Raw genomic sequence first — 12,831 nt, forward strand, 5'->3', positions numbered from 1 at the left:
GCTCTAGCATCGTCATCAGCCGCTTTTGCAGCAAGTGATTTTGATACCCTTGATGTAGATGGTAATGGCGCAATTAGCCAAAGTGAAGCGTCGGTAGATTCCGATTTAATCGCACAATTTGCAGAGTTAGATACAGATGGTAACGGTGAGCTTTCTAAAGCAGAGTTTGCTAACTACTAATTACTTTTTCGGTTATTTTTCACAGCCAGGGATTTCTGAGAAGGACCTCTCATTTTTAGGAGATTATTATGAAAGTATTAAATACATCACTTGCGATTTTAGTTTTAGCGTCTTCAGCAGCAGCCTATGCAGCAGTGGATTTTGCCTCTTTTGATACCAACGGCGATGGTGTTATTTCTCAGCAAGAAGCTGCGGCAAATACACAGTTAGTAAAAATATTTGATCAGCTAGATACTGACGGTAATGGCGAGCTTTCTAAAGAAGAGTTTGCCAAAGTACAATAAAGCTTTAGTACCCTATATTAAAAAAGCAGCTTAACTAAGCTGCTTTTTTGTGTTTAAAGTACCAACAATGTACTGCTATAAAAATATAGCGCTCACCTGAAATAGTTTTTCTACAATATTAATGTGCTTTTTATCAATTAAGAACATGATGACATGGTCGCCCGACATAATAATGGTATCGTCGTGGGCAATAAGCACGTCGTCGTTACGTACTACAGCACCAATAGTAGTACCTGCTGGGAGTTTTATATCCCTTACAGTTCGGCCAACTACTTTAGATGTATTTTCATCACCATGGGCAACAGCTTCAATAGCTTCAGCTGCACCTTTGCGTAGTGAATATACGTTAACAATATCGCCGCGGCGAACATGAGTAAGTAATGCCGAAATAGTGGCTTCTTGTGGTGAAATTGCAATATCAATATCGCCGCCTTGTACTAAGTCAACGTATGCACTGCGTTGAATAAGTACCATGGTTTTTTGTGCGCCCATACGTTTTGCTAGCATGGCCGACATTATATTTACTTCATCATCGTTGGTTACAGCAATAAACACATCAACCTGATCTATATGCTCTTCTGACAATAGCTCTTGGTCTGACGCATCTCCGCAAAAAACAATCGTGTTGTCGAGCATTTCAGAGAGTTGCTCGGCGCGCTCTTTGCTGCGCTCAATTAATTTTACACTGTGATTTTTTTCCAGTGAGCGCGCTAGGCCTGCGCCTATATTACCGCCACCAGCAATCATAATGTTTTTATATGAACGCTCTAACCTTTGGAGTTCGTTCATAACGGCGCGGATGTGTTTAGTGGCTGCTATAAAAAACACTTCATCATCGGCTTCAATAATTGTTGTGCCTAGAGGTTTTATCGCTTTTCCTTGGCGATAAATAGCGGCTACACGAGTTTCCACATTGGGAATATGCTGTTTAAGCGTAGATAGCGCATAACCTACTAATAAACCGCCATAGTAAGCTTTTACAGCAACCAAAGAGAGCATGCCATCGGCAAACTGCAGCACTTGCAATGCGCCTGGGTAGTCTATTAAGCGGCGAATGTACTTAGTTACTAATGCCTCAGGAGCAATATAGTGATCGACCGGCAAGTCATCGTTATGAAACAGCTTTTCACGATACTTTAAATATTGCTCAGAACGAATTCGGGCTATTTTAGTCGGGGTATTAAAAATACTATACGCAACTTGGCAGGCAACCATGTTTACTTCATCTGAACTGGTTACCGCGATAATCATATCGGCGTCTTCCGCACCGGCTCTGCGAAGTACATCTGGGTGAGCGCCGTGACCAGCAACGCCTTGTAGGTCATACTTATCTTGAAGCTCGCGTAAGCGGTTGCCGTCAATATCAACGACCGTTATTTCGTTTTGTTCACCAACTAAATTTTCAGCTAGTGTGCCGCCTACTTGGCCAGCTCCGAGTATGATTATTTTCATTATTTACCAGTGTTATAAGTACCTATTGCTATGAAGTATTAGCTATCTAAAATAAGATAGATAGCTAATTGTTGTGTGCTGTATAGGTTATATTTTTTTAACTAGTTTAGCGTAATAAAAGCCATCGCTTTCACCAGGAAGTAACTGTAAACCAGGTGTGGTGGGCGTGTCTTTATCATGTAGAGGAATATGCTCAACATCATTGTTATTAGCTAAAAACTTAGCAACTTGTTGTTGGTTTTCTTGAGGGAGTACTGAACAAGTAGCGTATACCAAGGTGCCACCTGGCTTTAGAAGCGGCCAAATACTATCGAGTATATCGCCTTGTAATGCTGCTAAATCGGCAATGTCTGATGCACGACGCAACCACTTTATATCGGGGTGGCGGCGAATAACACCGGTAGCCGAGCAAGGTACGTCGAGTAAAATACGATCAAACTGTTTTTCATCCCACCAAGTGTGTGGTTGTGATGCATCACCACATTGTAGGTCGGCACCTAAGCCTATACGAGTTAAGTTTTGCTTAACACGCTCTAGGCGAGTTGCATCGCTATCAAGGGCAAGTACCTCAGCATCGGCCAATTCTAAAATATGACAGGTTTTGCCACCCGGCGCGGCGCAGGCATCTAAAATAGTGTCGTCATCTTTAGGCTCTAAAAAGCGCGCAGCTAACTGTGCAGCAGCATCTTGTACAGAACAAGCACCGGTATCAAACTCGGGTAATGAAAATACATCTCGTGGTTTAGCTAACTTTATCCCATCTATAAAATCAGGGTTAAGTGTATGCTCAATATCGTTAGCTGTTAGCATATCGCTGTATTCTTGCGTGCTGTATTGCGCTTGATTTACACGCAGCCACATAGGCGCTTGCTGTTGGTTTTCTGCAAGCAGATCTTCCCAACTATCAGGATAAGCTTCTTTAACTTGTTTGATAAACCAGTTTGGATGATTGTATAAACACACCGGAATAAGTTTGGCTTTTTCTTCAAGCTCAAGTTGTTGGCGCTGAAAACTACGTAGAATAGCGTTAATAAGTCCTTTTAAACCCAAAGCACGCAATTGTTGTAGTGCATTTACAGTTTCTGAAATTGCCGCATGGGGCGGAACACGCATGTGTTGTAGTTGGTAAATGCCCACATACAATAAAAACTGAAATATTCTACGCTTACCTTTTAACGGCTCCTCAACTAAATGTTGGCAGTAGTTTTCAAGGCTTGGTAAATAGCGTAAAACGCCATAGCAAATTTGCTGTAGCAGGGCTTTATCTTTAGGTGGCAAGCCTTGGCTGGCAAATGGTAGTTCTTGATTAAGCGAAGCGCCTTTATCAACTACGTTATATAAAGTTTCAGCGGCAAGCGCTCGTACGTTTGGAACATTACTCATTATTTTCGCCTAATATTGTGCCAGGAGTAACCCAGTCACTACGACCATTTAAAAAGTCGTTAATTGCCATTGGTTTTTTACCTTGCGGTTGTAATTGCGTAATACATAAAGCATGTTCGCCACAACCTACAATAACGCCATGTTTGTCGCTCGACAGAACGCGCCCGTTATTATCAGGCTGGTTGCTTGATTGCTCTACAACATGTGCTTGATAAATTTTTACTGGCTGCCCTCCCATTTGGGTGAAGCATACCGGCCACGGATTAAACGCGCGAATGTTACGCTCAATTTGCGCCGCGCTCATAGACCAGTCAATATTGGCTTCGTCTTTTGAGAGCTTTTTAGCGTAATTAGCCGCGGCATCATTTTGTGGCTCAGGGGTTATTTTACCATTCGCTAAGTTGTTAATAGTGTCAATAAGTGCACCAGGGCCAAGATCAGCTAATTTAGTATATAAACTGGCACTGGTTTCGGTGGCACTAATAGGGCAGCGGCTTATATGTAACATGTCGCCAGTATCTAGCCCTTCATCCATTTGCATTATGGTGACGCCGGTTTGTTCATCACCTGCCCAAATAGCACGTTGAATCGGGGCAGCACCACGCCAGCGTGGTAAAATAGAACCATGCACATTTAAACAGCCTAATCGCGGCGCATCTAAAATGGCTTTAGGTAAAATTAAGCCATAAGCCACTACAATCATGATGTCGGCATTAAGGCTAGTAAGCTCATTTAAGGCGTCTTCTGTTTTTAGTGATTGTGGCTGAAAAACCGGTAAGTTGTGCTCAAGTGCGAGCTCTTTGACTTCACTGGCTTTTAATTTTTTACCACGACCTGCCGGGCGGTCTGGCTGGCTATACACACCCACTATTTGGTGTTCGCTTTGTATCAGCGCTTGTAAATGACGTGCGGCAAAGTCCGGCGTACCGGCAAATATAATGCGTAATGGTTGAGTCACTGAGTTTTCCTAAGGTGCTTGTTACGGTGCTTATTACTATTCTGCAAATTTGGCTTCTTTTTCAAGCTTTTTACGAATACGTTGGCGCTTTAATGGCGATAAGTAATCAATGAAAAGCTTACCTTGAAGGTGATCTAGTTCGTGTTGAATACAAATAGCCAGTAGTTCATCTGCATCTAGTACAAATTCTTCGCCTTGCTCGTTAAGCGCGGCAACAGTAACCGTTTCTGCGCGATCAACTTTTGCGTAAGAGTTAGGCACAGAAAGGCAGCCTTCTTCGCTTACGGTTGTACCGTCTTTTTTAATGATTTGTGGATTAATTAATACCAGTGGTTCGTTGCGCTCTTCTGATACGTCAATCACTACAATGCGTTGATGAATATTAACTTGTGTGGCAGCAAGACCAATGCCATTTTCATCATACATAGTTTCTAGCATGTCTTTTATAATCACACGGACTTGGTCGTCAACATGTGCAACTTCTTGTGCTATTGTACGTAAACGTTCATCTGGGAATCTTAAAACTTCTAACGTAGCCATAGTTACCTTTTACACTTATGCTTAATTTAGGGTATTGTATGCTCTTATTTTAGCCATTCGCGTTCCCCTTTAACAGGTTTTGGTCAATAATAATGAAAAAACAATACAAGGAAGCCCAATGAAATCTCCATTAATTGCAATTATCGTTGCATTAGGTGCTGCATTTTCTACTTATGCTGATGTGCTAAAAATAAAAAAAGATGCACCTAAACAGTATGTTGTGAAAAAAGGCGATACACTTTGGGATATTTCTGGGGTTTATTTAAACGAACCTTGGCTATGGCCTGAGTTGTGGCAATTGAACCCGCAAATTAATAACCCTCACCTTATTTATCCCGGCGATGCCTTAGCATTAATCTACGATGCGCAGGGAAATCCACGTTTAGTGATAAATAAAGCGTACCGAAAGCTGTCTCCTCAGGGGCGAATTACCCCTAAAGGCAAAAATGCAATTACCACCTTGCCACTAGAAATGATCAGACCTTATATAACTTATGAGCAAGCTATAAATAGCGACGATATAAAAGCTAAACCTTATATTTTAGGGGCAAACGAGAACACGAAAACACAAACGTTAGGGCATATTTTATACGTTAAAGGCGATTTAAAGTTACACCAAGCTTATGCAATTTATCATAAAGGTAAGCCATATTTAGACCCAGAAACAGGAAGGGTACTTGCTAATCGTGCTGCTTATGTTGGTATGGCTCGCGCCTTTAGAAAAGGTGATGCCGCTAATGGTGAGCCTGCATCGGTCAGAGTTGAGTCGGTGAAGCGCGAAATAAAACAAGGCGACTTTTTACTTCCAGCAATGGAAGGGCAAATGCTACCAGCGTATTTTAATATGCATCGTCCTACCCAGGCTGTATTGGGTTATGTTATTGCTTCGCCAAGCGATTCTAGAGAATTTAGCACTATGGATGTAGTGGTGCTAAACTTAGGATCAGAGCAGCAAGTAGAAGTGGGTCATGTACTTGATATTGAACGCCAATCACCAAGCGTTATAGATGGTCCTCGTGGTCCTCGCTACACCGAGGACTCAAGTCGCTTTGAAAAGTTAATTTCAAATGCTAACGAGTTTTTTGGTGCTGAACCCGATGATGGAAGTACGGTTTGGAAAATGCCGAAAGAAAAAGTAGGTGAGTTAATTGTATTTAAGGTGTATGACAACGTAAGTTATGCGCTAATAACTAAAAATCAGCACCCAATTCGCGTTGGAGATATTGCAGTTATTCATTAAGTAGCGAGTCGGTGCTCTAGGAGAGAGCATGGATCAGTCATCTGGCAAGCTAGCCCACTGGCTTGCCTTTTATATGTGTAAAGGGTTGGGTATTAAAACCCTTTTAGCACTATCTAAAAACCATTCCCTTGAGTCATTGTTTGGCTTATCTCATCAGCAATTACTGCAATTAGGACTAAGTGCTAATCAAGCTACTAATTTGTTGCACACTAATTGGCAGCAAATTACGCATTATGAACAGTTAATCCTACACAATAATATAACGGTTATTAGTATTTTTGATGCCGCTTACCCCGAAGATTTAAAACAAATAGCCAGTGCGCCTTTATTGCTTTTTTGCAAAGGCGATGTGTCGTTATTAACTAGCCCACAAATAGCCATAGTTGGGAGCCGTAACGCCACTCCCACCGGGCTGGAAATAGCTGCTGAGTTTGCATATCAACTTACCTTAGCTGGAATCACTATTACTTCAGGCATGGCCCGCGGTATAGACGGAGCTGCGCATAAAGGGGCCTTAGCTGGCAGCGGAAAAACCATTGCCGTGCTGGGTACCGGTGTTGATATTTACTACCCTAAGCAGCATAAGCTACTTACAAATCAAGTATTAGAGCAGGGCTTGCTTGTAAGTGAGTTTTTACCTGGTACTGCCGCGAATGCACATAATTTTCCGCGTCGTAATCGTATTATATCGGGGTTGTCGCTGGGGGTACTTATTGTTGAAGCTGAAATTAAAAGCGGTTCGCTTATTACTGTACGCTATGCGCTGGAGCAAAATAAAGAAGTATTTGCTGTTCCCGGATCGATTAAAAACCCACTTGCCCAAGCGAGTCATTTTTTAATTAAGCAAGGTGCTAAGCTCGTGGAGAATGTAAGTGATATTCTTGATGAGGTGAGCTTTGCTTATCAAAGTGGTTTTTTAACTCCAGAGCAGTCAACCCAAACCAATAAAGACTCCCAGTGTGAGGTGTTAAATAGTATTGGCTTTGAGGTAACCAGTGTTGATGACATTGTTCGCCGTGCTCAGTGGCCAATTGATAAAGTGCAAGCCAGATTGCTGGACTTGGAGCTAGATGATCAAATAGAGCGAGTTTTAGATGGTTACATCAGGGTCTGTTGAGCTTTGCGGGTTAATATTTGTTCAAACTGGAGGCAATTAAATCGCGGCGCGAGGTTTGTAACCTAGTGGGCTAAGTAAAAACCGAGCAACAAAGAGTTAATTGCCCCTAGGCAGAACCCTTCGGGTAGCGCCTGTTTGGCATTAATGCTGCGTTATCGCCAATTTATGGGGAATAACCACACCACATAGGCTCTGCCTTGCCTAAATACCAAACAGGCTGCTGCAAATTTAACCTTGAAAGATTAACAGACCCTAAACTAAGTACTTAAGCTAAATGCGAGGTGGTGATATGTTTGAAGTGCTTATGTATCTTTTTGAAAACTATATTCACAGCGACGCTGGGCTCTTCATTGAACCTAAGGAATTGACCGATGAATTATTACGAGCTGGTTTTAATCAAGCCGAAATATTTAAAGCACTAGATTGGCTAGAGCAGCTAGCCGAATTACAGCATAGTGACACATCACCATATTTAATCACTGACTCGCCACAAACAATGAGAATATTTACCGACCACGAATGCAAAATGCTGGATGTGCAGTGCCGTAATTTTTTAATGTTTGTTGAACGCATTGGCGTTACTAACGGTGTTACCCGTGAAATGGTAATGGACCGCTTAGCAGCGCTAGATAAATCTTTTATAGAGTTAGACGATTTAAAGTGGGTGGTGTTAATGGTGCTATTTAATATACCCGGAGCAGAAGTGGCTTGTGAGCAAATGGAAGATCTTATATTTGACCAGCCCGGCGACTTACTTCACTAATACCTAAATTCAAGATACCTATTAATACCTATTTAATACAAAATATGAGCATACGAGTAAATTAAATTGCTTAAGTACTTTCGAAAAAGTAATTTATATAGCAAGTATATGCCATAATCTTTGCCTTATTATTGCACCGTACTTTTTACGCTATAATTGGCCGCTAATTTAATGTAATGGGTATAGCTATTGTATCTTTAAGTGTTTTGGGTATATTAGGCGAAAATTCACCAACCTTTAGGATCACCATGAGTAAAATCGACCATTCGCTTTTCTCGGCGAATAAGCACGCCCTAGAAAAAGAATATGAGATATGCCCACAATGTGGTTCAGAGTTAGTGATCCGCAATAGTAAATCAGGCCCATTTTTAGGTTGTGCCAGCTACCCCAAGTGCGATTTTATTCGCCCGTTGGCGCATCACGATAGCAGTGAAATAAAAGTGCTAGAAGATTCCGCATGTCCACAATGTAGTAAGCAGCTGGTGGTAAAAAATGGCCGCTACGGTATGTTTATTGGTTGTACAGGGTATCCAGAGTGTCATTACATTGCCAATGAAAACGAGGCAAAGCAAAATGAAGAGCCATTACCTAGTTGCCCTAAATGTAAAAAAGGCCGTTTAGTTTCACGTAGTAATAAATTTGGTAAAATATTTTATTCATGCGATTGCTACCCAAGCTGTAAATATACGCTGAATAATAAACCGGTTGAGCAATCGTGCCCAGAATGTAACTGGCCACTGCTGATTGAGAGAAAAATGGCTAATAGCACTGTGTTACAATGCCCGCAAAAAAGTTGTATGCATAAACTTGCAGCCACTGAATAACGTTTAAAACTCCTGGAGACGATTTTGTCAGATCAATCTACTATAGCTGCTGCTATAACATGTTTAGCGCAAGGCGAAGTGATTTTATACCCTACAGAAGCTGTATATGGCTTAGGTTGCGATCCAGATAATCAACAAGCAGTTGAGCGACTACTGGCTATTAAACAGCGCCCGGTCGAAAAAGGCCTTATTTTAATTGCCGATAACTACGGGCAGTTATTAAAATATGTAGATGATGCCAAAATCCCAATGGATAAACGTGCCGACATTTTTTCAAGTTGGCCAAATGCGATTACTTGGGTTATGCCCGCAGCTAAAAACACCCCAAAGTGGTTAACTGGGCAGTATGACACTATTGCAGTTAGGGTGACTAACCATCCAACCGTAAAGCGCTTATGCCAAGAGTTTGGTAAGCCACTGGTATCAACTAGCGCTAATTTAAGCGGTCAAAATACAGTATTAAGCATTGCCGAGGCTAAAAGCCAGTTTACTGAGCAGGTAGGTTATTATGTTGATGAGCCACTCGGTGGTAATACGCAACCAAGTACAATTAAAGATGCCATGAATGGCAAAGTATTTAGAGGTTAATATGCAAAGTAAATTATTAGAGCAAGTAAAAGCCTACTTTATGGCTTTGCAAGACACTATTAGCCAAGGCCTTGAAGCAGCCGATGGTAAAGCTAAGTTTATAGAAGATAACTGGCAGCGTAGCGAAGGCGGCGGCGGACGTACACGCGTTATCACTAATGGTAATATTATTGAGCAAGGCGGTGTTAACTACTCGCATGTATTTGGTGCCTCTATGCCCGCATCTGCAACCGCACACAGACCCGAACTTGCAGGGCGAAGCTTTCATGCTTGCGGTGTGTCATTGGTTATTCATCCAAAAAATCCACATATACCAACCAGTCATGCCAATGTGCGTTTTTTTATTGCCGAAAAAGAGGGCGAACAACCAATATGGTGGTTTGGTGGTGGCTTTGACTTAACCCCTTTTTATCCTGTACTTGATGATGTAGTACATTGGCATCAAGTAGCACATGACTTATGTGCACCATTTGGCGATGAGTTGTATCCAAAGTACAAAACCTGGTGCGATGAATATTTTTATTTAAAGCATCGCGATGAAACACGCGGTGTAGGTGGGTTATTTTTTGACGACCTAAATGAACTGGGTTTTGAGCAAAGCTTTGCCTTTACGCAAGCAGTAGGTAATGGCTTTTTAGAGGCTTACTTACCTATTATAGAGCGTCGTAAAAAAGATGAATACACAGCGCAGCAACGCGACTTCCAGCTTTATCGTCGTGGCCGCTACGTAGAGTTTAATTTAGTCTGGGATAGAGGCACTCTGTTTGGTTTGCAAACGGGTGGTCGCACCGAATCTATATTAATGTCTATGCCACCGTTAGCGCGTTGGGAGTATAACTACACTCCCAACGCAGAGAGTGCTGAGGCTAAGTTATACCAGTATTACTTACGCCCTCAGCAATGGTTGAGTACACAACCAAATGATTTAATTGCTAGAGAGTGCCAGCTTTAAGGCTTCTCGTGTAAATATAAAAGGCGCTACATAGCGCCTTTTTTGTATTTAGCGTTATGCGTTAATGCTGGTTAATCATATGGCTCGCTAGCTGTCCAAACGATTGCTTAAGGCCTTCTCGTAGTAATGGATTATCTACTTCAAGGTCTAATGTTTTATTCATGCAGTACATCCATTGGTCGCGCAAGTCTTGATCAATGGTAAAAGGCATATGGCGTTTACGCAGCATAGGATGGCCATGTTTTGCTACAAATAGGTCTGGGCCGCCTAACCAGCCAGATAAAAATTCAAAAAACACTTGGCGAATTCTATCTAATGGCAGAGGATGCATATCATATAATGGTTTAGCGTATTCATCTGTAGCCATAATATCGTAGAATCTATTTGCAATAGCAAGTGCGCCTGCTTCTCCACCTAGTATTTCATAAGGTGTTTTTTCAGGTGTGGGTGTTTGCTCTATTGTGGCGGGCTTAGATTTTGAAAAAAGTCGTTTAATCATATTATTTATCATCGTTAATAGGCAGTATTACTACTGCAAAGAGGTTGCTTTAAAATGGACAAATATGCGGTTTTTGGAAATCCAATAAAACATTCAAAATCCCCCGCGATACATAAACAATTTGCTATCTCTTTAGGTGAGCAAATCGACTATCGCGCAATCTTAGCACCTATCGATAACTTTGAAAAAACAGTATCAAATTTTTTTGCTCAAGGCGGTAAGGGAGCTAATGTAACTATGCCCTTTAAAGAGCAGGCTTTTGCAATGGCAGATGAGCTCACACCATTAGCTAAAATTGTCGGTGCAGTAAATACCTTAAAAAAGCAAGCAGACGGCACGTTACTAGGCGATAACACCGACGGCATCGGCTTTGTAAGCGATCTGCTGGCTAATAATGTCAGTATTACCGGTAAACGTATTTTAATAATAGGCGCAGGCGGGGCTGCAAGGGGGGTTGTTTTACCCTTGCTGGATCATCAACCACAGGAAGTTGTTATTGTTAATCGTACCGCCGAAAAAGCACAAAATTTAGCAAAGTTGTTTGCTCAACATGGGAATGTATCGGGTTATGGTTTTAACAATCTACCAGAAAACGATTATGCGCTTATCATAAACTCTACCTCTAGCAGTATGAATGACGAGCTTCCAGCACTTGATCAAAAACATATTACTAACTGTGAAGTAGCGTATGACATGTTTTATTCACTGCAAAATACCATTTTTATGAATTGGGTAGCGCAGTATAATAGTAAGACTAAATTGTTGGATGGCAGCGGCATGCTAGTTGGTCAGGCTGCCCAGGCATATTATGTATGGCGTAATAAAATGCCTGCAATACTACCTGTCGTTAATGCACTAAAACAGGGAGCACTTACATGAACCAAGCAATACAATTTATAGATAGGTTAGAATTTAGAGAGCCAGCGCACCAATTAGTCTTTTTTGCACAAGTAAATGGCATGCTGGTGGAATGTGTTATTGCGGTAAGTAGTTTAGGTTTGACCGATGAAAGTCATGCAACAAGTTATTTTGAAAAAAATCGTTTTGATTACGAAGAGCGCGCCGAGCAACTTATCGAAGATGAAAGTTACAACTCGGCAGGCCAAATAGAAGTCAGCTTAATTAGCTAAGTGCTTATATAACGTCGTCACTTAAGTACTCATTTTTAAGCAGTACATAGTTATCCGCAGATACTTTTAAAAATGTAAGCTCTTGCTCGGTAAGCGCTCGAGCTTGCTTAACTGGACTGCCTACATATAAGTAACCAGACTCCAAACGCTTATTTGGTGGCACCAATGAACCCCCGCCAATAATCACATTATCTTCAACAATGGCATTGTCCATAATAATTGCGCCCATTCCCACCAATATACGATTACCTAACTGACAACCATGTAACATAACTTTGTGCCCAACCGTTACATCATCACCAATTATAAGCGGATAACCTTCGGGGTTACTTTTGGTTGCTCGCGATAAATGCAGCACGCTACCATCTTGTATATTAGTACGCTCACCAATGCGTATATAGTTTACATCACCACGGGCAGCAACTAACGGCCACACGCTGCTATCATCACCCAAAGTAATATCGCCAACCAATACCGATGATTCATCTATATAAACAGACGCATTAAATGAAGGGATAACACCTTTATAAGAACGGATTGTCATATCTGCACCTTTAACTAACAGTTATATTAAATTAAGAGTGTAACAGCAGAGCTTATTTAAGTGCCACAAAAGCAGTAATTGTTTATAAAACTATCAGTTTTAGGCGCTTTAGCTCAGTTACTGAGCGAACGTCGTTTTTTTTTAGTTTTTCAGTAAAAAATGCTTGATCTGTTTTCGGATCTCCCTATAATGCGACCCCACTGAGAAGGGAAACGCCGAAGCATAGCGAGACGCGAACTACTCAGAGAGTTAAATAAAACTTCGGTTTTAAATTGTCGAAAGAAAGTTTAAAACAAAGTATTGACTCGAAAAATAAAGGATGTATTATACGCATCCCTTGAGACGCTAAAGCGACTCAAAACGTTCTTTAACAATAT

Annotated in this window: 16 protein-coding genes; 10 read left to right on the forward strand and 6 right to left on the reverse strand. The window is 41.4% G+C overall.

Annotated elements, in window-relative coordinates:
- Both AAEZ18_RS17385 and AAEZ18_RS17390 read left to right on the forward strand, forming a co-directional pair.
- Window positions 1-180, forward strand: a 180-nt coding sequence (locus AAEZ18_RS17385; RefSeq protein ID WP_350623872.1) for an EF-hand domain-containing protein, incomplete at its 5' end; no start/stop codon positions are given.
- 68 nt (window positions 181-248) lie between these two features.
- Window positions 249-464, forward strand: a complete 216-nt coding sequence (locus AAEZ18_RS17390; protein ID WP_086996434.1) for an EF-hand domain-containing protein — start codon at window positions 249-251, stop codon at window positions 462-464.
- 75 nt (window positions 465-539) lie between these two features.
- Here the strand turns inward: AAEZ18_RS17390 and trkA are convergent, their stop codons facing one another.
- The 4 genes from trkA to def all read right to left on the reverse strand — a co-directional run bounded on the left by trkA (window position 540) and on the right by def (window position 4,797).
- The gene (trkA, locus tag AAEZ18_RS17395; protein WP_011326752.1) at window positions 540-1,916 is read right to left on the reverse strand and encodes a Trk system potassium transporter TrkA; all 1,377 of its coding nucleotides are present in this window, start codon (window positions 1,914-1,916) and stop codon (window positions 540-542) included.
- 87 nt (window positions 1,917-2,003) lie between these two features.
- Window positions 2,004-3,299 (reverse strand): 16S rRNA (cytosine(967)-C(5))-methyltransferase RsmB, encoded by a 1,296-nt coding sequence (rsmB, locus tag AAEZ18_RS17400; protein WP_011326753.1) that lies wholly within the window; start codon window positions 3,297-3,299, stop codon window positions 2,004-2,006.
- Window positions 3,292-4,257 carry a methionyl-tRNA formyltransferase gene (gene fmt / locus AAEZ18_RS17405; protein ID WP_086996430.1) on the reverse strand — a complete coding sequence of 322 codons (966 nt, stop codon included), beginning with the start codon at window positions 4,255-4,257 and terminating at the stop codon, window positions 3,292-3,294. Before fmt ends, rsmB begins: the two co-directional genes overlap by 8 nt.
- Before the next feature lie 36 nt (window positions 4,258-4,293).
- A complete protein-coding gene (gene def, locus AAEZ18_RS17410; RefSeq protein ID WP_011326755.1) occupies window positions 4,294-4,797 on the reverse strand; it encodes a peptide deformylase in 504 nt (167 codons plus the stop codon).
- Window positions 4,798-4,915: 118 nt separating this feature from the next.
- Here def and AAEZ18_RS17415 point away from each other — a divergent pair, with 118 nt between their 5' ends.
- From AAEZ18_RS17415 to hemF, 6 genes are all read left to right on the forward strand, one after another.
- On the forward strand, window positions 4,916-6,037 hold the full coding sequence (locus tag AAEZ18_RS17415) for a LysM peptidoglycan-binding domain-containing protein (protein ID WP_011326756.1): 1,122 nt from the start codon (window positions 4,916-4,918) through the stop codon (window positions 6,035-6,037).
- 28 nt (window positions 6,038-6,065) lie between these two features.
- The gene (dprA, locus tag AAEZ18_RS17420) at window positions 6,066-7,154 is read left to right on the forward strand and encodes a DNA-processing protein DprA (RefSeq protein ID WP_089367527.1); all 1,089 of its coding nucleotides are present in this window, start codon (window positions 6,066-6,068) and stop codon (window positions 7,152-7,154) included.
- A gap of 289 nt (window positions 7,155-7,443) precedes the next feature.
- Window positions 7,444-7,917, forward strand: a complete 474-nt coding sequence (locus AAEZ18_RS17425; protein ID WP_350595010.1) for a DUF494 family protein — start codon at window positions 7,444-7,446, stop codon at window positions 7,915-7,917.
- Window positions 7,918-8,165: 248 nt separating this feature from the next.
- Complete coding sequence (locus tag AAEZ18_RS17430) at window positions 8,166-8,741, forward strand: DNA topoisomerase family protein (protein ID WP_011326759.1); 576 nt, start codon at window positions 8,166-8,168, stop codon at window positions 8,739-8,741.
- A 24-nt stretch (window positions 8,742-8,765) separates the two neighbouring features.
- The gene (tsaC, locus tag AAEZ18_RS17435) at window positions 8,766-9,329 is read left to right on the forward strand and encodes an L-threonylcarbamoyladenylate synthase type 1 TsaC (protein ID WP_179807559.1); all 564 of its coding nucleotides are present in this window, start codon (window positions 8,766-8,768) and stop codon (window positions 9,327-9,329) included.
- 1 nt (window position 9,330) lies between these two features.
- Complete coding sequence (gene hemF / locus AAEZ18_RS17440; protein WP_041454628.1) at window positions 9,331-10,281, forward strand: oxygen-dependent coproporphyrinogen oxidase; 951 nt, start codon at window positions 9,331-9,333, stop codon at window positions 10,279-10,281.
- Window positions 10,282-10,342: 61 nt separating this feature from the next.
- On the opposite strand, the gene AAEZ18_RS17445 is transcribed toward hemF, so the two are convergent.
- Window positions 10,343-10,780, reverse strand: coding sequence for a group II truncated hemoglobin (locus AAEZ18_RS17445; RefSeq protein WP_011326762.1), 438 nt, complete (start codon window positions 10,778-10,780; stop codon window positions 10,343-10,345).
- A 54-nt stretch (window positions 10,781-10,834) separates the two neighbouring features.
- Here AAEZ18_RS17445 and aroE point away from each other — a divergent pair, with 54 nt between their 5' ends.
- A complete protein-coding gene (gene aroE / locus AAEZ18_RS17450) occupies window positions 10,835-11,659 on the forward strand; it encodes a shikimate dehydrogenase (RefSeq protein WP_011326763.1) in 825 nt (274 codons plus the stop codon).
- Complete coding sequence (locus AAEZ18_RS17455) at window positions 11,656-11,910, forward strand: DUF1488 family protein (RefSeq protein WP_011326764.1); 255 nt, start codon at window positions 11,656-11,658, stop codon at window positions 11,908-11,910. The genes aroE and AAEZ18_RS17455 overlap by 4 nt, the downstream gene beginning before the upstream one ends.
- A gap of 4 nt (window positions 11,911-11,914) precedes the next feature.
- Here the strand turns inward: AAEZ18_RS17455 and AAEZ18_RS17460 are convergent, their stop codons facing one another.
- On the reverse strand, window positions 11,915-12,454 hold the full coding sequence (locus AAEZ18_RS17460) for a gamma carbonic anhydrase family protein (RefSeq protein WP_011326765.1): 540 nt from the start codon (window positions 12,452-12,454) through the stop codon (window positions 11,915-11,917).
- Between the last annotated feature and the right edge of the window lie 377 nt (window positions 12,455-12,831).

The organism is Pseudoalteromonas sp. 19-MNA-CIBAN-0066 (genome assembly GCF_040308705.1).
GTDB classification, from domain to species: domain Bacteria; phylum Pseudomonadota; class Gammaproteobacteria; order Enterobacterales; family Alteromonadaceae; genus Pseudoalteromonas; species Pseudoalteromonas nigrifaciens.